At 49.8% G+C, this 23,659-nt stretch carries 21 protein-coding genes; 11 read left to right on the top strand and 10 right to left on the bottom strand.

Annotated features, from left to right (window positions below; all coding sequences use genetic code 11):
- Window positions 1-12: 12 nt before the first annotated feature.
- On the bottom strand, window positions 13-2,676 hold the full coding sequence (gene aceE / locus IEV89_RS11040; protein ID WP_188473515.1) for a pyruvate dehydrogenase (acetyl-transferring), homodimeric type: 2,664 nt from the start codon (window positions 2,674-2,676) through the stop codon (window positions 13-15).
- Window positions 2,677-2,837: 161 nt separating this feature from the next.
- Window positions 2,838-3,608, bottom strand: coding sequence for a pyruvate dehydrogenase complex transcriptional repressor PdhR (gene pdhR, locus IEV89_RS11045; RefSeq protein ID WP_188473516.1), 771 nt, complete (start codon window positions 3,606-3,608; stop codon window positions 2,838-2,840).
- Between the two features lie 424 nt (window positions 3,609-4,032).
- Between pdhR and aroP the strand changes: the two genes are divergently transcribed.
- The 3 genes from aroP (at window position 4,033) to IEV89_RS11060 (ending at window position 8,032) form a co-directional block, all read left to right on the top strand.
- Window positions 4,033-5,403, top strand: coding sequence for an aromatic amino acid transporter AroP (aroP, locus tag IEV89_RS11050; protein ID WP_188473519.1), 1,371 nt, complete (start codon window positions 4,033-4,035; stop codon window positions 5,401-5,403).
- Between the two features lie 225 nt (window positions 5,404-5,628).
- Entirely contained in the window at window positions 5,629-7,065 is a 1,437-nt protein-coding gene (locus IEV89_RS11055) for a glycoside-pentoside-hexuronide (GPH):cation symporter (protein WP_188473521.1), read from the top strand.
- The gene (locus IEV89_RS11060) at window positions 7,058-8,032 is read left to right on the top strand and encodes a glycoside hydrolase family 43 protein (RefSeq protein ID WP_188473524.1); all 975 of its coding nucleotides are present in this window, start codon (window positions 7,058-7,060) and stop codon (window positions 8,030-8,032) included. The genes IEV89_RS11055 and IEV89_RS11060 overlap by 8 nt, the downstream gene beginning before the upstream one ends.
- A gap of 56 nt (window positions 8,033-8,088) precedes the next feature.
- On the opposite strand, the gene ampE is transcribed toward IEV89_RS11060, so the two are convergent.
- Window positions 8,089-8,943 (bottom strand): beta-lactamase regulator AmpE, encoded by an 855-nt coding sequence (ampE, locus tag IEV89_RS11065; RefSeq protein WP_188473526.1) that lies wholly within the window; start codon window positions 8,941-8,943, stop codon window positions 8,089-8,091.
- Window positions 8,944-9,011: 68 nt separating this feature from the next.
- A complete protein-coding gene (gene ampD / locus IEV89_RS11070) occupies window positions 9,012-9,581 on the bottom strand; it encodes a 1,6-anhydro-N-acetylmuramyl-L-alanine amidase AmpD (RefSeq protein WP_188473529.1) in 570 nt (189 codons plus the stop codon).
- A 94-nt stretch (window positions 9,582-9,675) separates the two neighbouring features.
- Between ampD and nadC the strand changes: the two genes are divergently transcribed.
- The 4 genes from nadC to hofC all read left to right on the top strand — a co-directional run bounded on the left by nadC (window position 9,676) and on the right by hofC (window position 14,023).
- Window positions 9,676-10,569: a carboxylating nicotinate-nucleotide diphosphorylase gene (nadC, locus tag IEV89_RS11075; RefSeq protein WP_188473531.1), complete on the top strand. Its 894-nt coding sequence runs from the start codon at window positions 9,676-9,678 to the stop codon at window positions 10,567-10,569.
- 291 nt (window positions 10,570-10,860) lie between these two features.
- The gene (gene ppdD / locus IEV89_RS11080; protein ID WP_188473534.1) at window positions 10,861-11,334 is read left to right on the top strand and encodes a prepilin peptidase-dependent pilin; all 474 of its coding nucleotides are present in this window, start codon (window positions 10,861-10,863) and stop codon (window positions 11,332-11,334) included.
- A complete protein-coding gene (gene gspE, locus IEV89_RS11085) occupies window positions 11,331-12,803 on the top strand; it encodes a type II secretion system protein GspE (RefSeq protein WP_188473536.1) in 1,473 nt (490 codons plus the stop codon). The genes ppdD and gspE overlap by 4 nt, the downstream gene beginning before the upstream one ends.
- A complete protein-coding gene (gene hofC / locus IEV89_RS11090; protein ID WP_188473538.1) occupies window positions 12,800-14,023 on the top strand; it encodes a protein transport protein HofC in 1,224 nt (407 codons plus the stop codon). Before gspE ends, hofC begins: the two co-directional genes overlap by 4 nt.
- A 68-nt stretch (window positions 14,024-14,091) precedes the next feature.
- Here the strand turns inward: hofC and IEV89_RS11095 are convergent, their stop codons facing one another.
- Entirely contained in the window at window positions 14,092-15,135 is a 1,044-nt protein-coding gene (locus tag IEV89_RS11095; RefSeq protein ID WP_188473540.1) for a GMP reductase, read from the bottom strand.
- Between the two features lie 253 nt (window positions 15,136-15,388).
- On the opposite strand from IEV89_RS11095, the gene coaE reads away from it, so the two are divergent.
- Genes coaE through yacG form a run of 3 tightly spaced genes read left to right on the top strand, consistent with a single transcriptional unit; the run spans window position 15,389 to window position 16,972 of the window.
- Window positions 15,389-16,018: a dephospho-CoA kinase gene (gene coaE, locus IEV89_RS11100; protein ID WP_188473542.1), complete on the top strand. Its 630-nt coding sequence runs from the start codon at window positions 15,389-15,391 to the stop codon at window positions 16,016-16,018.
- Complete coding sequence (zapD, locus tag IEV89_RS11105; protein WP_188473544.1) at window positions 16,011-16,763, top strand: cell division protein ZapD; 753 nt, start codon at window positions 16,011-16,013, stop codon at window positions 16,761-16,763. Before coaE ends, zapD begins: the two co-directional genes overlap by 8 nt.
- A gap of 8 nt (window positions 16,764-16,771) precedes the next feature.
- Window positions 16,772-16,972 (top strand): DNA gyrase inhibitor YacG, encoded by a 201-nt coding sequence (gene yacG, locus IEV89_RS11110; RefSeq protein ID WP_140472796.1) that lies wholly within the window; start codon window positions 16,772-16,774, stop codon window positions 16,970-16,972.
- A 65-nt stretch (window positions 16,973-17,037) separates the two neighbouring features.
- On the opposite strand, the gene mutT is transcribed toward yacG, so the two are convergent.
- The 3 genes from mutT to secM form a co-directional block, all read right to left on the bottom strand.
- On the bottom strand, window positions 17,038-17,439 hold the full coding sequence (gene mutT / locus IEV89_RS11115; RefSeq protein WP_188473546.1) for an 8-oxo-dGTP diphosphatase MutT: 402 nt from the start codon (window positions 17,437-17,439) through the stop codon (window positions 17,038-17,040).
- A gap of 91 nt (window positions 17,440-17,530) precedes the next feature.
- On the bottom strand, window positions 17,531-20,254 hold the full coding sequence (gene secA / locus IEV89_RS11120) for a preprotein translocase subunit SecA (RefSeq protein WP_188473549.1): 2,724 nt from the start codon (window positions 20,252-20,254) through the stop codon (window positions 17,531-17,533).
- Window positions 20,255-20,350: 96 nt separating this feature from the next.
- Window positions 20,351-20,875, bottom strand: a complete 525-nt coding sequence (secM, locus tag IEV89_RS11125) for a secA translation cis-regulator SecM (protein WP_188473551.1) — start codon at window positions 20,873-20,875, stop codon at window positions 20,351-20,353.
- A 26-nt stretch (window positions 20,876-20,901) separates the two neighbouring features.
- Here secM and IEV89_RS11130 point away from each other — a divergent pair, with 26 nt between their 5' ends.
- Entirely contained in the window at window positions 20,902-21,426 is a 525-nt protein-coding gene (locus tag IEV89_RS11130; RefSeq protein ID WP_188473553.1) for a DUF721 domain-containing protein, read from the top strand.
- Between the two features lie 15 nt (window positions 21,427-21,441).
- On the opposite strand, the gene lpxC is transcribed toward IEV89_RS11130, so the two are convergent.
- Both lpxC and ftsZ read right to left on the bottom strand, forming a co-directional pair.
- Window positions 21,442-22,359, bottom strand: coding sequence for a UDP-3-O-acyl-N-acetylglucosamine deacetylase (gene lpxC, locus IEV89_RS11135; protein WP_188473555.1), 918 nt, complete (start codon window positions 22,357-22,359; stop codon window positions 21,442-21,444).
- A gap of 105 nt (window positions 22,360-22,464) precedes the next feature.
- The gene (gene ftsZ / locus IEV89_RS11140) at window positions 22,465-23,616 is read right to left on the bottom strand and encodes a cell division protein FtsZ (protein ID WP_188473556.1); all 1,152 of its coding nucleotides are present in this window, start codon (window positions 23,614-23,616) and stop codon (window positions 22,465-22,467) included.
- Window positions 23,617-23,659 lie beyond the last annotated feature (43 nt).

Consider the following 23,659-nt stretch of genomic DNA (forward strand, 5'->3'; position numbering starts at 1 on the left):
GTCTTTTACCTCTTATGCCAGACGCGGGTTAACTTTGTCAGCATCGATGCCGAATTTGGTAATGGCTTCAGCCACAACTTTCACATCGATCTCGCCACGTTTGGCCAGTTCGCCCAGCGCCGCAACCACAACGTAGGAAGCGTCGATTTCGAAGTGGTGACGCAGGTTTTCGCGGCTGTCAGAACGACCGAAGCCATCGGTGCCCAGTACGCGGAAATCGCTGGCAGGAACGAAGTTACGGATCTGCTCGGCGAACAATTTCATGTAGTCGGTTGAAGCCACAACCGGTGCATCGTTCATCACCTGAGCCACGTAAGGTACGCGAGGGGTTTCAGTTGGGTGCAGCATGTTCCAGCGCTCACAGTCCTGACCATCGCGGGCCAGCTCAGTAAACGAGGTTACGCTGTACACGTCAGAACCTACGCCGTAGTCTTTGGAGAGGATCTGAGCCGCATCACGTACGTGACGCAGAATTGAACCGGAGCTCATCAACTGCACTTTGCCTTTGCTACCTTCCAGGGTTTCTAGCTTGTAGATACCTTTACGGATGCCTTCTTCTGCGCCTTCTGGCATGGCAGGCATGTGGTAGTTTTCGTTGAGCGTAGTGATGTAGTAATAGATGTTTTCCTGCGCGTCGCCGTACATACGCACCAGACCGTCATGCATGATGACTGCCACTTCGTAAGCATACGCCGGATCGTAAGAAATACAGTTAGGGATGGTCAGTGACTGAATATGGCTGTGACCATCTTCGTGTTGCAAACCTTCGCCGTTTAGCGTTGTACGACCGGAAGTACCACCGACCAGGAAGCCACGCGCCTGTTGGTCACCTGCCGCCCAGCACAGGTCACCGATACGCTGGAAACCGAACATGGAGTAGTAGATGTAGAACGGAATCATTGGCAGATCGTTGGTGCTGTAGGACGTCGCTGCGGCCAGCCATGAAGAAGCAGCGCCCAGTTCGTTGATACCTTCCTGCAGGATCTGGCCTTTCTCGTCTTCTTTATAGTAAGCAACTTGCTCGCGGTCTTGCGGAGTATATTGCTGACCGTTCGGGCTGTAGATACCAATCTGACGGAACAGACCTTCCATACCAAAAGTACGCGCTTCATCAGCGATGATCGGCACCAGACGGTCTTTGATGGAGTCGTTTTTCAGCATCACGTTCAGGGCACGGACGAAGGCGATCGTAGTGGAGATCTCTTTCTTCTGCTCTTCCAGCAACTGAGAGAAATCTTCAAGCTTCGGCATTTCCAGCTTCTGGGTGAATTTCGGCAGGCGGGTTGGCAGGTAGCCTTTCAGGGCAGCACGACGCTCATGCAGATATTTGTACTCTGCGGACTCTTTTTCCAGGGTGATATACGGCAGTTCTTCCAGATTTTCATCGGTGATCGGCACGCTGAAACGATCGCGGATATAGCGCACGCCATCCATGTTCATTTTCTTCACCTGGTGGGCAATGTTCTTGCCTTCAGCCGTTTCGCCCATGCCATAACCTTTAATGGTATGCGCAAGGATCACGGTCGGCTGACCTTTGGTGTTCTGGGCTTTATTCAGTGCAGCGAAGACTTTCTTCGGATCGTGGCCACCACGGTTCAGCGCCCAGATTTGGTCGTCGGTCATATCTTTGACCAGTGCCGCAGTTTCTGGGTAGCGACCAAAGAAGTGCTCACGGACATATTTACCGTCGCGGGACTTGAAGGTCTGGTAGTCGCCGTCCACAGTTTCGTTCATCAGTTGGATCAGTTTACCGCTGGTGTCTTTACGCAGCAGTTCGTCCCAACGGTTGCCCCAGATCACTTTGATCACGTTCCAGCCGGCGCCTGCAAAGATGCCTTCCAGTTCGTTGATGATTTTGCCGTTGCCGGTCACCGGGCCATCAAGACGCTGTAAGTTACAGTTGATGATGAAGCACAGGTTGTCCAGTTTCTCACGGGTCGCGATGGTGATCGCACCTTTGGATTCTGGTTCGTCCATTTCACCGTCGCCCAGGAACGCATAAACGCGCTGCTCTGAGGTGTCTTTCAGACCTCGGTGATCAAGGTATTTCAGGAACTTAGCCTGATAGATAGCACCGATTGGACCCAGCCCCATGGAAACGGTCGGGAACTGCCAGAATTCAGGCATCAGTTTAGGGTGCGGATAAGATGACAGACCTTTACCGTGAACTTCCTGACGGAAATTGTTCATCTGGTCTTCGGTCAGGCGGCCTTCGAGGAAAGCACGCGCGTACACGCCCGGAGAGATGTGGCCCTGGAAGTACACCAGATCACCGCCATCTTTGTCGTTGCGCGCACGGAAGAAGTGGTTGAAGCACACTTCGTAAATAGCGGCTGAAGACTGGAAGGATGACATGTGGCCGCCCAGATCCAAGTCTTTCTTGGAGGCTCGCAGAACGGTCATGATCGCATTCCAGCGGATAGCCGTCCGGATGTTGCGTTCCAACTCCAGGTTACCCGGATATTCCGGTTCGTCTTCAACAGCGATGGTGTTGATATAGTTACGGCTTGCAGCGCCAGCTGCGACACTTACGCCGCCTTTACGTGCTTCACTCAGTACCTGATCAATCAGGAACTGTGCGCGCTCAACACCTTCTTCACGGATGACCGATTCGATCGCTTGTAGCCAGTCGCGAGTTTCGATCGGATCCACGTCATTATTTACACGTTCTGACATGGTGCTTTTCCTTATCTGTATCTAATACGTAGGTTTATCTGGAGCCTGTCTTCCTGCGCTCTGGTGCAGGGTCTTCATGCCACAAAAGCGCACGAAGGCAGGCCCGTCAGTTTCGTTGTCGCAGTTCTCAAAATGAGAACCTCAACGTTGGTCCTGGTGGACTAGTTCTCTTCCTTGCGTTGCTGGAGACGACGTAATGACCGGTCGCGACGACTGCGCTCACGGCTCACATCCAGCATAACTTCTTCTATAAACGCCAGGTGACGGTGGGATGCTTCACGCGCTTTTTCTGGTTCGCGTGCCACAATCGCCTCAAATATCCCGGCGCGATGCTTGCTCACTACCGCCAGCATTTCCCGGCGTGAATAAAGCAATTCAAAATTCTGTCGGACGTTTTTTTCCAACATCGGTCCCATACAACGGAGCAGATGCAGCAGCACCACATTATGCGCAGCTTCTGTTACAGCCACCTGATATTGCATAACGGCGTCGGCTTCAGCGTCCAAATCCCCGCTTTCCTGCGCAACCTGAATCAGTAAGTGGCAATCGCGGATACGTTGTAAATCATCATCAGTTCCCCTGAGCGCGGCATAATAGGCACCAATGCCCTCAAGAGCGTGACGTGTTTCAAGGAGATCAAATTGCGATTCAGGATGGTCAGCGAGTAATTCGGCCAGCGGATCACTCACGCTTTGCCAGAGATTGCTCTGCACAAATGTGCCACCACCCTGGCGGCGAAGGAGCAGGCCTTTGCCTTCAAGACTTTGGATTGCTTCTCTTAAAGAAGGGCGCGAAACGTCAAATTGCTTCGCCAGTTCACGCTCGGGAGGTAATTTCTCGCCCGGACGCAGGGTCCCTTCAAGGATCAGGAACTCCAGTTGCTGCTCGATCACATCTGACAATTTAGGTTGTCGAATTTTGCTGTAAGCCATGTGAACTGTTCTCTGCGAGTAGCGTACCTGTGAGTGCGCGGAGTAAATTGGTAATACCAATTTAAAAAACGTGGCCGTAAAGTAACAAAGTATTCACCTTGTGTCCATATAGCCCCCATGGAATTGAGTAAGCTCCGCACATTTTAACAAATATTTATCATTCCAAATTTTCACCCTGTCTCAGATCGCAACTTTCGGATAACGGACAATTTTTCGCCTCTTTTGCTTGTTCGTTATTCAGTTAGTGCATAAAGCAGGTGCAAACTTGCTGACATATCACTATTCTTTCGACAGCGGTAGTTCATGTCGTTTTTTTATCGCATGGAAGCCGTAAACAAATAGATACAAAAACGCAAACTATTGCCTTACAACTTGCTTAACTTGCAGATTTGTATGGGGTTTACCCAAACACAGAGGATCCTAAATGGATGATAAACAACATGGCGATGAGCTGAAGCGCGGACTCAAAAACCGTCATATTCAGCTGATTGCGCTGGGCGGGGCCGTTGGAACTGGCCTGTTTCTGGGCAGCGCCTCCGTTATCCAGTCCGCAGGACCGGGGATTATTCTCGGCTACGCTATCGCTGGATTTATCGCATTTTTAATTATGCGCCAGTTGGGCGAGATGGTTGTTGCAGAGCCGGTTGCAGGCTCCTTTAGCCATTTTGCATATAAGTATTGGGGTGGATTTGCTGGTTTTGCTTCCGGCTGGAATTACTGGGTTCTGTACGTTCTGGTGGCAATGGCTGAACTGACTGCAGTGGGTAAATATATTCAATTCTGGTATCCAGAAATCCCAACCTGGGCTTCCGCAGCCGTTTTCTTTGTGCTGATTAACGCCATCAATCTGACCAACGTTAAAGTCTTTGGCGAAATGGAATTCTGGTTTGCAATCATCAAGGTTGTTGCCGTTGTAGCGATGATTCTGTTCGGTGGTTGGCTGCTCTTTAGCGATACTGCAGGCCCGCAAGCCACGGTACGCAACCTGTGGGAACAGGGAGGATTCCTGCCGCATGGCATGACCGGACTGGTCATGATGATGGCAATCATCATGTTCTCATTCGGTGGTCTTGAACTGGTCGGGATCACTGCCGCAGAAGCGGATAACCCAGAAATCAGTATCCCTAAAGCGACTAACCAGGTTATCTACCGCATCCTGATTTTCTACGTGGGATCGCTGGCTGTATTGCTGTCTCTGATGCCTTGGACCCGCATAGGGCCGGACACCAGCCCGTTCGTTCTGATTTTCCATGATCTGGGCGATGTGCTGGTGGCGAACGCTCTCAACGTGGTGATCCTGACCGCTGCCCTGTCTGTCTATAACAGCTGTGTATACTGCAACAGCCGTATGCTGTTCGGCCTGGCTCAGCAAGGTAATGCGCCAAAAGCACTGATGAGCGTCGACAAACGTGGCGTTCCGGTCGCTTCTATTCTGGTTTCCGCTGCCACCACCGCACTGTGCGTACTGATTAACTACCTGATGCCAGGTGAGGCCTTTGGCCTGCTGATGGCCCTGGTGGTTTCAGCGTTGGTCATCAACTGGGCGATGATCAGCCTGGCACACATCAAGTTCCGTCAGGCGATGCGTCGCGCAGGCGTGGAAACTAAGTTCAAAGCACTGCTGTATCCGCTGGGTAACTATATTTGCTTGCTGTTTATGGCGGGGATTTTGGTGATTATGGCGATCACGCCGGGCATGGCAATCTCCGTATGGCTGATCCCGGTCTGGCTGGTGGTTCTGGGCCTCGGTTACTGGGTCAAAAATCAGCAAAGCGGAAAATCCGTTAAAGCCTGAGCATAAGCTTAACGTTATTAATACACTGAAAATCTAAAGCGCCCCGGTTGGGTTTCCTGGCCGGGGCGCTTTGTTATCTGGGTCACACTTTGCCCAGCATGACTAAAATGTCCATCTTCACGACTCTTACCTCCTGACTCCTCTGCCCCTTCCGCACCAATACTCATAGCTAACAAACCGTTTCGTTACATGACTCTTTTTAACCAATAGCCGGAGACAACATCCATGAAGGAAGGCGCACTGTCATTCAGAGAGAAAGTGGCGTACGGCATGGGGGATGCGGGATGCAACATGATTGGCGGCGCCATCATGCTATTTCTTAATTACTTTTATACCGACGTTTTCGGCCTCGCCCCGGCTCTGGTCGGCGTTTTACTGCTCTCGGTACGCGTGATCGACGCCGTCACTGACCCGATCATGGGCGCTATCGCAGACCGCACCACCACCCGCTGGGGCCGCTTCCGCCCATACCTGTTGTGGATCTGCGTACCTTACGTGCTGTTTAGTGTACTGATGTTTACTACGCCGGACTGGAGCTATAACAGCAAGGTTATCTATGCGTTTGCCACCTACTTCCTGATGTCACTGACCTACACAGCGATCAACATTCCTTACTGTTCACTGGGTGGTGTGATCACAGCGGACCCACACGAGCGTGTAGCCTGCCAGTCCTACCGATTTTTTATGGTCGGTATCGCTACACTTATTCTCTCTTCAACGTTGTTACCGATGGCCGACTGGTTTGGCGGTGCGGACAAAGCCAAGGGTTATCAGATGTCGATGGGCGTGATGGCCATCATTGCACTGTTCATGTTCTTGTTCTGCTTCAGCTTTGTGAAAGAACGTATTCAGCCCGCAGTGCCGTCCAAACATGCATTGAAATCTGACCTCAAAGACGTATGGAAAAATGATCAATGGGTTCGCATACTGCTGCTGACCTTCTGCAACGTTTGCCCCGGTTTCATTCGCATGGCCGCCACCATGTACTACGTGACCTGGGTGATGGAGAAATCGACCTCGTTCGCCAGTATGTTTATCAGCCTTGGCGTGGTCGGCATGATGATTGGCAGTGCGCTGGCTAAACCGCTCACGGATAAATACTGCAAACTCAAAGTCTTCTTCTGGACCAATATCGTGCTGGCAATCTTCTCAGTCGGCTTCTATTTCCTGAATCCGCACATGACCACGCTGATTCTGGTGGCATATTTTGTGCTCAATATTCTGCACCAACTCCCTTCTCCACTGCACTGGTCGTTGATGGCAGATGTGGATGACTACGGTGAATGGAAAACAGGCAAGCGCATTACCGGTATAAGCTTCTCAGGGAATCTATTCTTCCTCAAGTGTGGGCTGGCCGTGGCGGGTGCGATGGTAGGCTTCCTGCTCGCCGGTTATGGGTACGAGGGCGGTGCCTCACACCAGAGCGATCATGCGATTAATGGCATTGTGCTGCTGTTTACCGTCATCCCTGGCATCGGCTATTTAATTACGGCTGGCGTGGTACGTTTACTGAAAGTCGACCGGGAAATGATGCGTACCATTCAAATCGATCTTGAGATCCGCCGCCGTAATTACCGCGAGCTGAATGAATATCATGACGCAAAAAATGCTGACAGCGACGCGCCATTGCCTCTCAGCAGCAAGGAGTTAAAACATGAGTAATACCCTTTATCCAAACCCGTTGATTGAACAACGTGCTGATCCGCATATCTGGTTGCATAGCGATGGCAACTACTACTTCATTGCTTCAGTACCTGAATATGATCGACTGGAGATCCGTCGCTCAAAAACGTTGATTGGTCTCGCCGACGCGCCGGTAAGCGTAATCTGGCACAAACCTGACACCGGCCCGATGAGCGCGCTTATCTGGGCACCGGAGTTGCATTTCATCAACGGAAAATGGGTTATCTATTACGCCGCCGCACCTTCGCAAGAGATTGTGGACGGCTTGTTCCAACACCGCATGTATGCACTGGTGTGCGAAGATGCGGATCCGCTTACGGGAAAATGGGTGGAAAAAGGCCAGATCCAGACGCCTATCGACAGCTTCTCACTCGATGCCACGCATTTCGAACATCAGGGGAAAAGCTATTACCTGTGGGCGCAGAAAGATCCTGCCATTCGCGGCAACTCCAATCTGTATATGGCGGAAATGGAAAACCCATGGACGCTGAAATCACCGCCGGTGATGCTCAGCAAACCAGAACTTGAATGGGAGACTCAGGGCTTTTGGGTCAATGAAGGGCCGGCAGTGATTACACATAATGGTAAGATTTTTATCAGCTATTCCGCCAGTGCAACCGATGAAAATTACTGTATCGGCTTGCTATGGGCTGATATTAACAGCGACATCAGCGACTCAGCACAATGGCATAAATTACCAAAACCGATGTTTACCACGCAGGCAGATAACCTTCAATTCGGCCCGGGCCACAATAGTTTTACCCGCGATGAAAGCGGTCAGGATGTGCTGGTCTATCACGCGAGAAACTACACCGAGATCGACGGTGACCCACTCTATGACCCAAACCGCCATACACGGCTGAAAACCATTGAGTGGGATGAAAACGGCATGCCCGTCTTTGGCATCCCGCCTGCAGATAATCAGCCTCTCATCAAGCAACAATAAACGTAAAAAAACCCTGCCGTGAAACGAGCAGGGTTTTCTCTTTGATTCACCACGGGTTAAATCAGCGTGCCGTAAATCGTCAACACCGCGACCACCACCAGAATAATCATGGTGACTTTACGCGCCAGCGCAACGGCAGTTCGCGGAGTTTGAACCGGGTCAGTATGCAGATCACGTGCCAGCGAGAACTGCGCCAGACGGGTCAAGACCTGATATTGAGAGGTGTGGATATCGCCCAGAGAGGCAAACCAGGCCGGAAGCGCTTTTTCACCGTGACCAAATAGTGCATAAGCCACACCCGCCAGTCGTACCGGCACCCAATCGAGCACATGCAACAAGGCATCGACACCTGACTGCGAACGTTTAAGTGACGTCATATGTCGCGCCAGCCAGGTTTGATAACCGCGAAGTATCGCATAGCCTCCCACAGCAACCGGACCATAAGGACCGAACACCACAAACCAGAACAGAGGAGCCAGATAATAGCGGAAGTTAATCCACAACAAGGCGTTCTGAAGTTCGCGCAGACGGACTGCCTCAGAACAATCCACCGGTAGACCGTGGATCAGTGCAAGTTCGTCGGCCATTTGTAAGCAGGCATTGGCATCCCCCTGACGGGCGGACTTGAGATAGGCGCGGTAGTGTTTACGCTTTATTCCCGCACCGATACAGAACAGGCAAATAACCACCCACAGCAGCAATGACGGCACGCCAAAAAAGAGGCCCTGAACCACACGTAATACGGCCCATAGCAGCGCCATCCAGACGATAGCAATAGCCAGCGTTTTGATGAGCGAAGTCATGCGCACACGGCTGAAAAGTCCTTCCAAACGATGATCTAACTGCCAATGTTCACCCAACTTAAACAAGCGTTCCCACGCCAGTACCAGCAACAAGGTAAATAACGTCATCAGTAATTACTCTCTCTTTTGCGCAACACAGAGTATAAAAGGGCGTCTCCATGACTGGACAGTCTACGTTAATCTCCGGCACTGCCGTTAATCTGATGTTGCTTTAATAAAGACAAATACAGCGGCCAGTCAAACTCAGGTCCGGGATCGGTTTTACGTCCGGGAGCGATGTCACTGTGTCCGGTGATGGCATCAAAACCAATAGAATAGTGCTCAGTTAACAGCTGACTGAGCGCAGCCAAACTCTGGTACTGTGCTTGCGTGAAAGGAACGAAGTCCGTGCCTTCCAACTCGATACCAATAGAGAAATCATTACAGCGTTCCCTTCCTTGCCAAACCGACACACCAGCATGCCAGGCGCGTTTATCAAAGGGGACATATTGTACGATTTCGCCATCGCGGCGGATGAGGCAATGCGCTGCCACACGCAGTTGATGAATGCCTGCGAAGTACGGATCTTCTTCGGGGTTGAGTGTGCCGGTGAAAAGTTGATCGATATAAGGACCACCAAACTGACCGGGCGGCAAGCTGATGTTGTGAATAACCAACAGCGAGGGTGTTTCATCTTTAGGGCGACTATCGCAATGCGGCGAAATCACCCTTCTGGCTTCGTTAACCCAGCCATATTCTAACTGCATCAAAAGCCTCAACGATGTGCTTTGGTGGTACTTATCAGAGCAACAGGGTAGCATGTTTTTTTCTCTCCCTTACTCACCATTTTGGAGTATTTGCATGACGACCCGCAGCTACAATATTGAAAGTCGCCGCACTCAGTTACTCGAACGTATTCAAAATGATATCCCCGCATCAGTGACTCTGGCATTGGGTGAAGACCTCGGTGGCGAGGCCAATGCAAACAACGATCTCACCGCACAACTGTTACCTGAAAATACGCAGGCCAAAGCCACTATTATCACCCGTGAAGCAGGGATTTTCTGCGGACAAAAATGGCTAGATGAAGTTTTCCGCCAGTTGGGGGGCGATAAGGTCACCATTATGTGGAAGGTAAAAGACGGCGATACATTGGTCGACAACCAACCACTTTGTGAATTGTCAGGTCCGGCGCGGCTACTTTTGACCGGTGAGCGAACTGCGCTTAATTTTGTACAAACGCTCTCTGGCGTCGCAACCGAAGTGAATCACTACGTAAAATTATTGGAAGGCACGCAAACTCGCCTGCTTGATACCCGCAAAACGTTGCCAGGTCTGCGAACAGCCCTGAAATATGCCGTGCTCTGTGGTGGAGGAAGCAACCACCGCCTGGGGCTGGCTGACGCCTTTCTGATTAAAGAAAATCACATTATCTCATGTGGTTCGATTAAAGCGGCGGTTGAACGCGCCCAGCAAATTCATGCGGATGTCCCTGTAGAAGTTGAAGTAGAAACCCTCCACGAACTGCAACAAGCATTGGATGCGGGAGCAGATATCGTGATGCTGGACAACTTCACCACTCAGATGATGAGCGATGGCGTTAAACTCACGGCTGGCAAAGCATTACTTGAAGTTTCGGGGAATGTCACCGAACAAACTCTGCGTGAATTTGCAGAGACCGGCGTTGACTACATCTCCGTCGGTGCACTGACCAAGCATGTTCGCGCCATGGATCTATCGATGCGTTTTAGCTGATTTTCATCCTATTTCCAGCCCTCTGTCAGAGTCTTCGGAGGGCTGAGTTATCTTTTCCCCTCAATGCTTCTTTGTTAATAACCTCTCATGCCCTCCTTCCGCCCGCCAAATCCTTTTGACATCATTTATGCGGCTTGCGAGATATGCCGCAAATTCTCCCCCAAATTACACCTTTGCATTTTTATTTCCCGAGACGCCCTGGAGATGACATCTCTGGTGATGGCGCAAGGTTTTTGCAGCAGATAGTTTGCTGACCGAAAGCCACTTTTAGCCACAACCAAGGACCGGAAAATGAATAAGAACGCAACTCACTGCAACGTTAAACAAGGCGGATTTACCCTAATCGAACTCATGGTAGTTATTGCTATCATCGCTATTCTCAGTGCCATCGGCATTCCTGCTTATCAAAGCTATATCCAGAAAGCCGCACTGACTGACATGCTGCAAACCATGGTGCCTTACAAAACAGGAGTCGAGCTCTGCGTCATTGATCAGGGCACGCTGGTTCCCTGTAACTCGGCCAGTCAGGGGATTCCTGCCGCAGCAACCACCCGTTATGTTAGCCAGGTTCAGGTTGCTGCTGGGGTCATTACCCTAACCGGGCAACAGGCATTAAATGGGTTGAGCGTGGTGATGACACCCAAGGTTGATACCACCTCAGGCGGTATTGTCTGGAGCAGAAGCTGTTCCAATGCGAAAGATACCGGCATGAAAGAGGCCTGCGAAAGCGTCTTCCGCTTTGAAGGTGCAGGAGCATCCCAATGAACAGCACCCTTTTAAATACGTCATCCTTGCGTGATGCTGACAAGCACAATTCAGAGGCTGCACTGGATGTACTCTGCCAGCGCTATAAAGCCATCGTGCTATACAAGGACGAATCCCATTTGAACGTCGCTTGCCATGAGGATGAAGGTGACACTGAGGCACTCAGCAAAGCTCTACAGTTCGCTTGCGGGCTAAAGGTACACATTGAACGCTGGCCTCAGGCACGCTTTGAGCAAGCGTTGGAAAAACCAGCACGCGATTCAGCCATAGAACAAACCAGCTCGCTGAAAATTACAGATGCCGATGAGCTGGAGAATATCAGCGATGCTCCGGTGGTTAACTTCCTCAATAAAACGCTCCGGATGGCGATATTACGTAGGGCTTCAGACATTCACTTCGAGCCAGGAGAGCGTAATCTGCGCATTCGTCTGCGTATTGATGGCGTATTGCAGGAGATCCCTGGCCCTGAGTTTTCGATGGCTGCCAGTCTGTGTGCCCGGCTTAAAATTATGGGGCAACTCAACGTCGCCGAACGCCGTCTACCGCAAGATGGACAATTACTGATTACTTTTCAAAACCAGCGCTACTCGATGCGTATTGCCTCCCTGCCCGTTTTACACGGTGAAAAAATCGTGCTGCGGATCCTGCATATGGCCCAACAGGATTTAAGCATGAACCAGCTCGGGTTTACGAGAGAGGACCTCAGACATTATGTCAACGCGCTAAAAAAACCACAGGGTCTGATCCTCGTCACAGGCCCGACCGGTAGCGGGAAAACGGTGACGCTCTATAGCGGATTACGCCATCTGAATGCGGCAGAACGCAATATTAGCAGCGTTGAAGACCCGGTTGAGATCCCTGTCATCGGGATAAACCAAACACAAGTTAATACTAAAACCGATCTGAGTTTTGCCCGAGTGCTAAGGGCTCTGCTAAGGCAGGACCCTGATGTCATTATGGTGGGTGAAATACGCGACAAAGAAACCGCAGAAATTGCGATTAAAGCCGCACAAACTGGGCATTTGGTCTTATCGACGCTACACACTAACTCGACCTGTGAAACCTTGAGTCGCCTGGTCCAAATGGGAATTGAAAGCTACCACATTGCAGCCAGTTTACGTCTGGTCATCGCACAGCGACTCGTCCGCAAACTCTGTCCTCATTGCCGTAAACCCCATGCCACCTTTATTGAAGCCGGTAAAGCAGAACCCGTGCCCATTTGGTTAGCTGTAGGCTGCAGTCACTGTTCCTCTGGTTACTACGGGCGAACCGGAATTTATGAAATCCTCACCATTACCGCGCGTTTACAACAGGCATTGGTGATCGGTTCTAGCGTGTCAGAACTTAACAAAATTGCACGTGAGCAAGGTCATAAGAGCCTGCTGGAAGCGGGGACCGCTCTGGTGGAACAGGGAGTGACTACACTTGAAGAATTATACCGAGTGACGGGTGAAGGTGTGGAAACATGAATACAGTCCCTCAATCCAATAGCAATATCTGTGTCCTGTATCGTTGGCAGGCCATTGATGCACAAGGACAGTTACAAACTGGAGAACGACTGGCGAGTGCCTCTTCTGAGGTCCATCACCAGCTCTTTGCCCTTTCACTGCAACCCATTTTAGTCAAAAAACAGATACGGCTGCGGGCCGCATATTGGCGAAATTCAGACCTCATTGCTCTGATAAGACAATTAGCCACGCTATTACAGGCCGGACTCCCGTTGGTCAACAGTCTGATGTTGTTGGCTGGAGAACATTCAAAAGCGCCCTGGCGTTGTATGTTGAAAGACATTGCCTGTGGGGTGAAAGAAGGGAAGCCTTTATCGACGATGTTAACCACATTCCCTGACGTGTTTCCGCCTATTTACCGGCAGGTTATTTCCATAGGAGAATTAACGGGCCAGCTTGATCGGTGTTGCCTGCAACTGGCCGCGCAGCAAGAGCAGCAGGATGAACTACGCAAAAAAGTGAAGAAGGCTCTCCGCTATCCACTGATCGTCAGTTCCATTGCAATCATTGTCACCGTTATCATGCTAACAATGGTGCTGCCTGAGTTCACCAAAATATACGCCTCATTTGATGCCACTTTGCCTTGGTTCACGGAACTGTTGATGATAGCGTCAAAAGCTTTGATCAGTTATGGTCCCGCGTTTGCCCTGTTAAATATAGTGTTAGCCATAGCTTATATAAGAATCTACCACCCGCAGCCAATCTGGCGTTGGCGAGAACAGAGCATACTGTTACGCATACCATTAGTAAGACAACTGGTTGCAGACAGTTGTCTGGGACAAATATTCCAGACCCTCGCAATGACGCAACAGGCAGGAATGACACTGCTGACAGGATTGGATGCTGCTGCAACGTCATCAACGAACTTACTTTTCCAACGCGCTGTAATGGGTATTAAAGAGCAATTGGCGCTGGGTATTCCGCTGCATACCGCGATTGGTCACTCACCTTTGTTTCCCTCACTTTGTCAGCAGTTAGTCCGTATTGGTGAAGAGTCTGGCTCACTGGACGATATTTTATTGAAACTGGCACATTGGCATAACCAAAATGCTAATCAATTAGCAGAGACGATGTCACAATCTATCGAGCCGATATTGATGGTTGTAATGGGGATTGTGGTGGGCGGCCTGGTCATTGCCATGTATTTGCCCATATTCCAGCTGGGATCTGTCATGGGCTAAGTGCTGCAGCCAAAAGTAACATGCGGCAGTATGATACCGCCGCTGTTTTGGGCAATGATATAGCGTATTTAGTTTGAACCAAAAAGTCGGTTTTCCTGTTCAGCCACCCGAATAAATGTTGTACGTTTAGTCAGCTCTTTCAAGCGTTCCGCACCAACATAAGTACAAGCTGAACGCAATCCGCCGAGAATATCACGCACGGTATTTTCTACCGGCCCACGTAAGGGCAGCTTGACCGTTTTACCTTCAGCTGCCCGGTACTCAGCGACACCGCCAACATGGCGCTTCATCGCGGATTCGGAACTCATACCGTAAAACAGCATGAATTTCTCGCCGTCTTCTTCAACAACTGTCCCTTCACATTCATCGTGCGCAGCGAGCATACCGCCCAGCATGACGAAATCGGCACCCCCGCCAAAGGCTTTCGCTACATCACCCGGTACTGCACAACCGCCATCACTCACGATTTGCCCACCCAATCCATGCGCGGCATCGGCACATTCTATGACCGCAGAAAGTTGCGGATATCCCACGCCGGTTTTAACCCGTGTAGTACAAACCGAACCCGGGCCAATGCCGACTTTAACGATATCTGCACCTGAAAGGATAAGTTCTTCAACCATTTCGCCAGTCACAACATTTCCGGCACAAATAACTTTATCCGGACATGCCTCACGGACACGTTTTAGAAACGACACAAAATGTTCCGAATAGCCATTAGCAACATCAAGACACACAAATTTAAGCAGCGGTGAAAGCGCCAAAATTTGCTTCATTTTGACGAAATCAGCTTCTGAAGTGCCTGTCGATACCATCACGTGGCGCAGAACAGAATCGGTGGAGGCATCAACAAATGCCTTCCATTGTTCAACGCTGTAGTGTTTATGAACCGCCGTCAGTACATCGAATGAAGCCAGTGCTTCCGCCATGCGAAAAGTTCCGACCGTATCCATGTTTGCGGCAATGATGGGGGTACCTGACCATTTAAAACCGGAGTGTTTGAAGGTAAAAGTGCGCTCTAGCTCAACTTCGGAACGGCTCTTGAGGGTTGAGCGTTTTGGTCGAATCAAAACGTCTTTGAATCCTAATTTCAAATCTTCTTCAATGCGCATGGGGTCATGTCCTGGGTTTTTCGATAAATCGTGGCGACGTATCGCTGGGATGTTCGACGGAGTTTGTTTAGCACCCTTCCAGTGGTTTTATCATACGCATGAAAACCATAACGGCAAGACTGCTTTCATAACTTTAATCCCCCATCTGTCGCTCCGACTTAAGGCATTTCAAACCAAAAGCGCGATGAGCACGGCTTGCACTTACTCATAATCTCTTTATCATTTAGCCCAACTGTTATTAGTGAGCAAGCCAATGAGTTATGTCGTTGCATTGACCGGTGGTATCGGCAGTGGCAAGAGTACTGTGGCAGAAAGTTTTGCACGCCATGGTGTCAGCATTGTTGACGCTGATGTGATTGCGCGCCAGGTGGTTGAACCCGGGCAACCTGCACTCCAGGATTTGTCGGATCGATTGGGTAAGCAAATCCTTCTTCCTGATGGATCGCTAAATCGTGCCGTTCTGCGAGAAATCATCTTTAGCGACCCATCGATTAAACAGTGGGTGAATCAGCTTTTGCATCCGTTAATACATGCTAAAACCAGGCAATTGATCTCCGCGGCCACAACGCCTTACGTACTGTGGGTTGTGCCACTGTTAATTGAAAATGGTTTACAAAAACAGGCAAATCGTGTGTTGGCGGTGGATGTTGATGAACAAACTCAACTTGCCAGAACCATGTTGCGAGATGGCGTGAACCGCCAGCAGGCAGAACAAATCCTCTGCGCCCAGGTAAGTCGACAACAGCGACTCGCCTGCGCTGATGACATTATTGATAACAGCGGTGGTGTCGAGACGATCGAACCGCGCGTTGCTTCATTACATAGCCGTTATCTGGAATTAGCGTTTTCAGCGGCCCAACAGGATATTGACAAGAATGAGTGATGTAGTAACTACCGTTCTCTTTGAACATCCTTTAAATGAAAAAATGCGCACCTGGCTGCGTATTGAGTTTTTATTGCAGCAAATGCATGAAAACACTCAGATCACTTCAATTTCTACCGCCCTGATTTTTTTTCGTACTGCATCTGATTTACTCGATGTACTGGAACGCGGTGAAGTGCGAACTGATTTATTGAAAGAGCTCGAGCGTCAGCAACAGAAACTCTCACAATGGAAAGACGTTCCGGGGGTTGATACCTCGCGAATCGATTCACTTCGTGGCGATCTTAAACAAGCGGCAGCAATGTTAATGAAAGCGCCGCGTATTGGTCAGGCTTTACGAGATGATCGTCTGATTGCGTTGGTTCGCCAGCGGCTAAGCATCCCCGGAGGCTGCTGTAGTTTTGACCTGCCTACGCTACACATATGGCTGCATATGCTACAAAGCCAACGTGATAATGAGGTGCAAGGCTGGCTAGAAACCTTGTCTCCGCTGCATAATGCACTCACTCTGGTGTTGGCATTAATCAGGCAATCGGGCATCTTCCGTAATCAGATCAGCCTTAATGGTTTTTTCCAGGAAAATGCGGAAGGTGCTGACTTGCTAAGAATGCGCATTTCATTGGAAAATAAAATTTATCCGCAAGTGTCTGGTCATAAAACCCGTTACGCCATCCGCTTTTTACCGCTGGACAGTGAGCGCGGTCAGGTGCCAGCCAGACTGACTTTTGAACTTGCCTGTTGTTAGGAGTAAGAATGGATCCCGAAATTATTGTTGTGAAGTGTCCGACCTGCGGCAAATCTGTGGTCTGGGGTGCACAGAGCCCATACCGTCCTTTTTGCTGTAAACGCTGCCAGTTGATTGATCTTGGCGAATGGGCTGATGAAGAAAAACGTATCCCGAGTAAAGGAGAAATCAACGATCTGGATGATTGGAGTGAAGAAGACCTCCGTTAATTCGCAGCAAACCATCAGAACGTTAAGGGCCTGAGGCCCTTGATATTAATACCCAGTAAATCGCGTTAAATTTCGCCACTGATTAACGCTTTCACTATCGACTCATTAGCCGGCGGAAAGTCTTCCGGTTTTAGTTCTGATTGAGGTAACCAGCGCATAGGCTGTCCCTCTTTACCATAAGGCTCTCCTTGCCATTTCTCGACCAAATGAAAATGTAGAATGATCACACGGTCCGGGAAAATGTGCTCAAGGCTTTTAATTAGCACCGGTCGTTCGGCCACAATCCCCGTTTCTTCTTGCAGTTCGCGAACAACGGCTTCGCAAGGTGTTTCATCCGCTTCAACCTTACCGCCCGGAAACTCCCAAAAACCAGCCATATGCGATGATGCATCACGCTGCGTGATAAAGATTTCATTCTGCGAATTACGAATAATACCCACCGAAATAGTTATTTTTTTCAGCGTCATTATATCCATCCTTAAAACATGACTTGTTTTAGATAAAAAGAAAGGCGGTGATTAGCCGCCCTTCTTTTTTATACACTCACTAAGTCACAGCTTACTTTTGCAAGCGGCCGTGACACTGTTTGTATTTCTTACCTGATCCACATGGGCAGGGATCATTGCGCCCTACTTTGCGATCGCCTTGTGAACCGGAGGCCAAACGTTCAGCTTCATCGACTTCCAGGGAAAGCTGATCCTGATGGCTAAGATGTTGCTGGCGAGCCAGACGTTCAGCTTCTTCGCGACGTTGAAGCTCCATCGCTTCAACTTCTTCAGGCATACGCACCTGAACTTTGCTCAGCACGCTGACCACTTCATATTTCAGTGACTCAAGCATGGCAGCAAACATGGCGAAGGATTCCCGTTTGTATTCTTGCTTTGGATCTTTCTGCGCATAACCACGTAAATGAATGCCCTGACGTAAGTAATCCATGGCCGCGAGATGCTCTTTCCACAATGAATCTAGCGTTTGCAACATCACGCCTTTTTCAAAGTTACGCATCATTTCAATACCGACCACTTCTTCTTTACTGGCGTAGGATTCCATCGCATTTTGCATGATACGCTCGCGCAGCGTTTCTTCATGCAGTTCAGGCTCTTTATCAAGCCACTCGGCAATCGGCATCTCCAGTTCAAAGTCATTTTTCAGACGCTGCTCCAACCCTTCTACATCCCACATTTCTTCCAGGGACTGTGGTGGAATATAGCTGTCGATGGTCGTTTTGAACACATCCTCGCGGATACTGCGAATCGTTTCGCTAACGTCAGATACGTCGAGTAATTCGTTACGTTGACTGTATATAGCACGGCGCTGATCGCTCGCAACATCATCATATTCAAGCAACTGCTTACGAATATCAAAGTTACGGCCTTCAACTTTACGCTGCGCATTGGCAATGGCTTTGGTCACCCAAGGATGCTCGATCGCTTCTCCAGGTTTCATACCTAATTTACGCATCATGCTGGAAACGCGGTCTGATGCGAAGATACGCATCAGGGCATCTTCCATAGACAGGTAGAAGCGTGAGGAACCGGCATCACCCTGACGACCCGCACGGCCACGAAGTTGATTATCGATACGGCGAGATTCATGACGCTCAGTACCGATGATGTGCAAACCACCCGATGCAAGAACGGCATCATGGCGGATCTGCCAGGCGGCTTTAATCTCAGCTTTTTGTTCGTCAGTCACCTCTTCGCCCAGGTTTTCAATCTCAACCTGCCAACTGCCACCCAACACGATATCTGTACCACGACCCGCCATGTTGGTAGCAATAGTCACCGCACTTGGCTGACCCGCCTGAGAAACGATTTCAGCTTCTTTAGCATGGAACTTGGCGTTCAGTACGCTGTGTTTAATACCGGCTTTATCGAGTTCACGCGAAACGACTTCAGATTTTTCAATCGAAATAGTCCCTACCAGCACTGGCTGACCGTTGGCTGTCCGCTCACGGATATCTTCAATGATAGCGCCGATTTTTTCCATTTCAGTCATGTAGACCAGATCAGGTAAATCTTTACGCACCATTGGGCGGTTAGTTGGAACAACGATGGTATCGAGTTTATAGATAGAGCTAAATTCGAACGCTTCCGTGTCTGCGGTACCGGTCATACCGGCAAGTTTTTCGTACAAACGGAAATAGTTCTGGAAAGTAATAGAAGCCAGCGTTTGGTTTTCGTTTTGTATATCAACGCCTTCTTTCGCTTCAACAGCCTGATGTAAACCGTCTGACCAACGACGCCCTTGCATAGTACGGCCGGTATGTTCATCGACAATAATGACTTCGCCATCTTTTACGATGTAGTCAACATCACGAGTAAACAGGACGTGGGCGCGCAATGCTGCAGTAACATGGTGCATAAGCATAATGTTTGATGGGGAATATAGTGATTCACCATCGTCCATGATGCCGGCTTCCATCAGGAGCTCTTCAATCAGTACCAGACCACGTTCAGTAAGGTGAACCTGACGCGATTTTTCATCCACAGAGAAGTGGCCTTCACCCTGGAAGGTTTCCGTATCTTCTTTTTCCTGGCGAATCAGTTTCGGGATCAGTTTGTCAACGCGAACATACATCTCGGAGCTGTCTTCAGCAGGACCAGAGATGATCAGTGGTGTACGGGCTTCATCGATCAGAATGGAGTCAACTTCATCGACCAGTGCATAGTGCAGTTTACGCTGTACGCGTTCTTCAGGGCTGAACGCCATGTTGTCACGCAAGTAGTCAAAACCGTATTCGTTGTTAGTACCATAAGTGATGTCCGCAGCATACGCGGCACGTTTGGCGGGGGCTGGCATGTTTGGCAAGTTGATACCAATGGTCAACCCAAGGAATTCAAACAGATCTCGGTTGTTTTCGGCATCACGCTGGGCCAGATAGTCGTTCACAGTCACGACGTGTACACCCTTTCCGCTTAGCGCGTTAAGGTATGCTGGCAACGTCGCGGTCAACGTTTTACCTTCACCTGTACGCATTTCTGCGATGCAACGCTCGTTGAGCACCATGCCGCCGAGCAACTGCACGTCAAAGTGGCGCATACCAAACACGCGCTTACTCGACTCACGAACCACAGCAAACGCTTCCGGGATAAGATTCTCAAGGATCTCACCTTGTGCCAGACGCGCGCGGAATTCATCCGTCTTCGCTCTTAACTGTTCATCCGTCAGTTGCTGCATTTCAGGTTCCAAACGGCTCACGAGATCGACAACTTTACGCATTCGACGCAGGGTACGATCGTTACGGCTACCAAAAACTTTGGTCAATAATTTAGTTAACATAATGCTTAATGTCTCTTTGAGGCCACGTAAAGTGGCCACTGTTTTGTTGATTTATTGATAGAACCAAAAATTAAAAATCTTTGAAATCGAAGGAGGTTAACTCAAAGACAATGGGCCGGCACGAATGCCTTGCACCTGAGCCAGCCATAGACCGGGTTGATGCTGATGGGTAGAAAGAATCTGCGGTTGGCGAGTCTGGCGGATGATAACCGGTGGTTTTGGCTCATGCGTCAATAATGCGTTGAGGGTTACCAGTAATGCCAGTTGCTGAATATGAAGCGGTTCGGCTTCCTGAATGATGATTTCAGGCGCAGTGGTATAGGATACCTGCGGGGCCAGAGCAAAAGAAAGGTGGCGAATTACGGTGCGAAGTGCATGCTGTTGCCAGTAATCGACCCCAAATGCAGGCCGTCGATGTGCCTGAAGCAGAGCGAGATTCGTCAGCCCTGTACTCCCGATGCTTAACCGGTTTAAGCTTGAGGACGTATTAGGTACCGCGGCCAGTTCTGTTTGCGTCAGGTTTGTGGACACGCCGAAGCTAGCCGCGACCATCCCCAAAAGGAGATGTGGCCAAAAATACCTTCTGCCAAATTGTCGCCAACGATTTAGAATACCAATCACAAGTTTACAATCCGCCGGAGCCGGTCATGCGCGATAGTCGCCCACAATTATTAGATGTCCTGTTCGATGATGCCTCTTCAGCGGACAAAAGCCCGCTGCGACTCGTTCAGCAACGTGCTGCGGCATTATTAAAACTTAACCGCGCCGTGAAAGGCTTGTTACCTAAACCCATGAAACCATGGTGTCGTGTTGGTAATTATCGACAAGGTGTTTTAGTGCTGGAAATAGCAAACGCCAGTTGGATGATGCGACTACGCTATGAACAACCCGCACTCCTCTCTGCACTTCGAGCGCAAATTCTACCATCATTGTCATCAATCGACATCAGGATTAATCCCTCACTGATGGTGAAAGTGGAAAATGTATCGCAGTTTAAGGATCAGACAAGCGCATCAACGTCCGGCGGGAAACCGTTCAGACATCTGAGTGCAGAAAGTGCACAGGAACTAATGATACTCGCGAGCCGAAGCCCTGAGAAACTTAGAAAGGCATTAGAACGACTGGCAGGATTGGCCGGAGAGAGTACCAAACCAACCAGTCGTAATAAATAATGATATCAGTACCAATTATGCCAATACTGTAGAAGGGGCTTTGAATGCCAGAGGCATTTCAGCTTCATCCTGGAAGGTAACGAGTTCCCAGGCTTCCTGCTTAGCCAGTACCGCTTGCAATAACTTGTTGTTCAGCGCATGGCCAGATTTGAATGCGGTAAACGCACCAATAATGTTATGCCCACACATAAACAAATCACCGATAGCATCAAGCATTTTGTGACGAACGAATTCATCTTCAAAACGCAAGCCATCTTCGTTAAGCACACGGTAATCATCCACAACAATAGCGCAATCAAAGCTGCCACCCAGACACAAACCGCGTGACTGCAGATACTCAATATCACGCATAAAACCGAAGGTGCGTGCGCGGCTGATTTGGCGAACAAATGCTTCTGCGGAGAAATTCATCTTGTAACGCTGAGAACTAGAATCAATCGCCGGGTGATTAAAGTCGATGGTGAAATCCAGAGAGAAGCCATTGAATGGCGTAAACTCGGCCCACTTGTCACCGTCTTCAACACGAACCGTCTGCTTGATGCGCAAGAATTTCTTGGCGCAATTCAATTCTTCAATCCCTGCATCCATCAACAGATAGACGAAAGGTGCTGCGCTACCGTCCATAATAGGCACTTCTGGCGCATCAACTTCGATAACGATGTTATCAATGCCTAAACCCGCCAGGGCCGCATTAAGGTGCTCTACCGTAGAAATACGTACGTCATGCTCATTGACCAGGCAAGTACAGAGCATAGTATCACGCACGGATTTGGCATCTGCCGGGAAATCGACCGGTGGATTCAAGTCAGTGCGACGATAGATGACCCCGGTATTGGCCGGTGCAGGACGCAGAGTAAGGGAGACTTTCTTGCCGGTATGTAAACCGACACCCGTCGCCTGAACGATACGTTTTAATGTGCGTTGTTTGATCATCGTTTTTATCTCGCAATGTTATCCATCTATCCTACCAACCTCACAATACTACATGAAGGTTGGTGGGACAGTTTAGCACAAAGAGCGGAGACCCTACAATTCGGACTAGTCTGCCTGCTTACGCAGGAAGGCTGGGATGTCCAGATAGTCGGGCTCTTTGTTTGATTGCGTATTCGGATCATTAACCACCTTCGCTGCGGGTTTGGTTTCCTGCGGCAAAGGCGACAACCCGTGCTGCTGATAACGATGATCCATCACTGGCTGGCTGGCTTTGTTAGTCACCAGAGTGATCTCTGGACGCTTGTCCATGCCAATACCGGTTGCCACCACAGTGACACGCAGTTCGTCATTCATTTCTGGGTCAAGGGAAGTCCCGATAACAACAGTCGCATTGTCAGAAGCGAAAGCACGAATGGTGTTACCTACTGTTTCAAACTCGTCCAGACGCAAATCGAAACCGGCCGTGATGTTGACAAGAACGCCGCGGGCGCCGGACAAATCGATGTCTTCCAACAGTGGGCTGGAAATAGCCATTTCGGCGGCTTCTTCCGCACGGTCTTCACCACATGCCACACCGGAGCCCATCATGGCATAACCCATTTCAGACATCACGGTACGCACGTCAGCAAAGTCGACGTTCATCAGACCCGGGCGGGTGATCAGTTCTGCAATCCCTTGCACTGCGCCTTTAAGGACGTCGTTGGCCGCACCGAAGGCGTCTAGCAAAGAAATGCCGCGACCTAATACTTTCAACAACTTGTCATTAGGAATAGTGATCAAGGAGTCAACGTGTTTGGACAACTCAGCGATCCCCTGTTCCGCAAAGGCCATTCGCTTCTTACCTTCAAAGTTGAAAGGCTTAGTCACGACAGCGACGGTAAGAATACCCAAATCTTTTGCAACTTCAGCAACTACTGGCGCGGCACCAGTACCTGTACCGCCACCCATACCCGCTGCAATAAAGACCATATCTGCGCCTTCGAGTGCTGCACGTAGAGCTTCACGGTCTTCTTCAGCTGAATTGCGGCCTACTTCTGGGTTTGCACCAGCACCCAGACCTTTGGTAATACCGCTACCAATCTGGATAGTCTGGCCTACAGCCGTTTTACGTAACGCCTGCGCGTCGGTATTAACGGCAAAGAATTCAACACCTTCGATGCGTTCGCGCACCATGTGCTCTACGGCGTTGCCACCGCCACCGCCGACGCCGATGACTTTAATCACCGCGTCGTTGGTCAGTTCCATAGGTTCAAACATAGTTTCTCTCCGTTTTGTGCCTGTCGCTTCGGGATCACAATAA

It is taken from the genome of Hafnia psychrotolerans (genome assembly GCF_014639435.1).
GTDB classification, from domain to species: domain Bacteria; phylum Pseudomonadota; class Gammaproteobacteria; order Enterobacterales; family Enterobacteriaceae; genus Ewingella; species Ewingella psychrotolerans.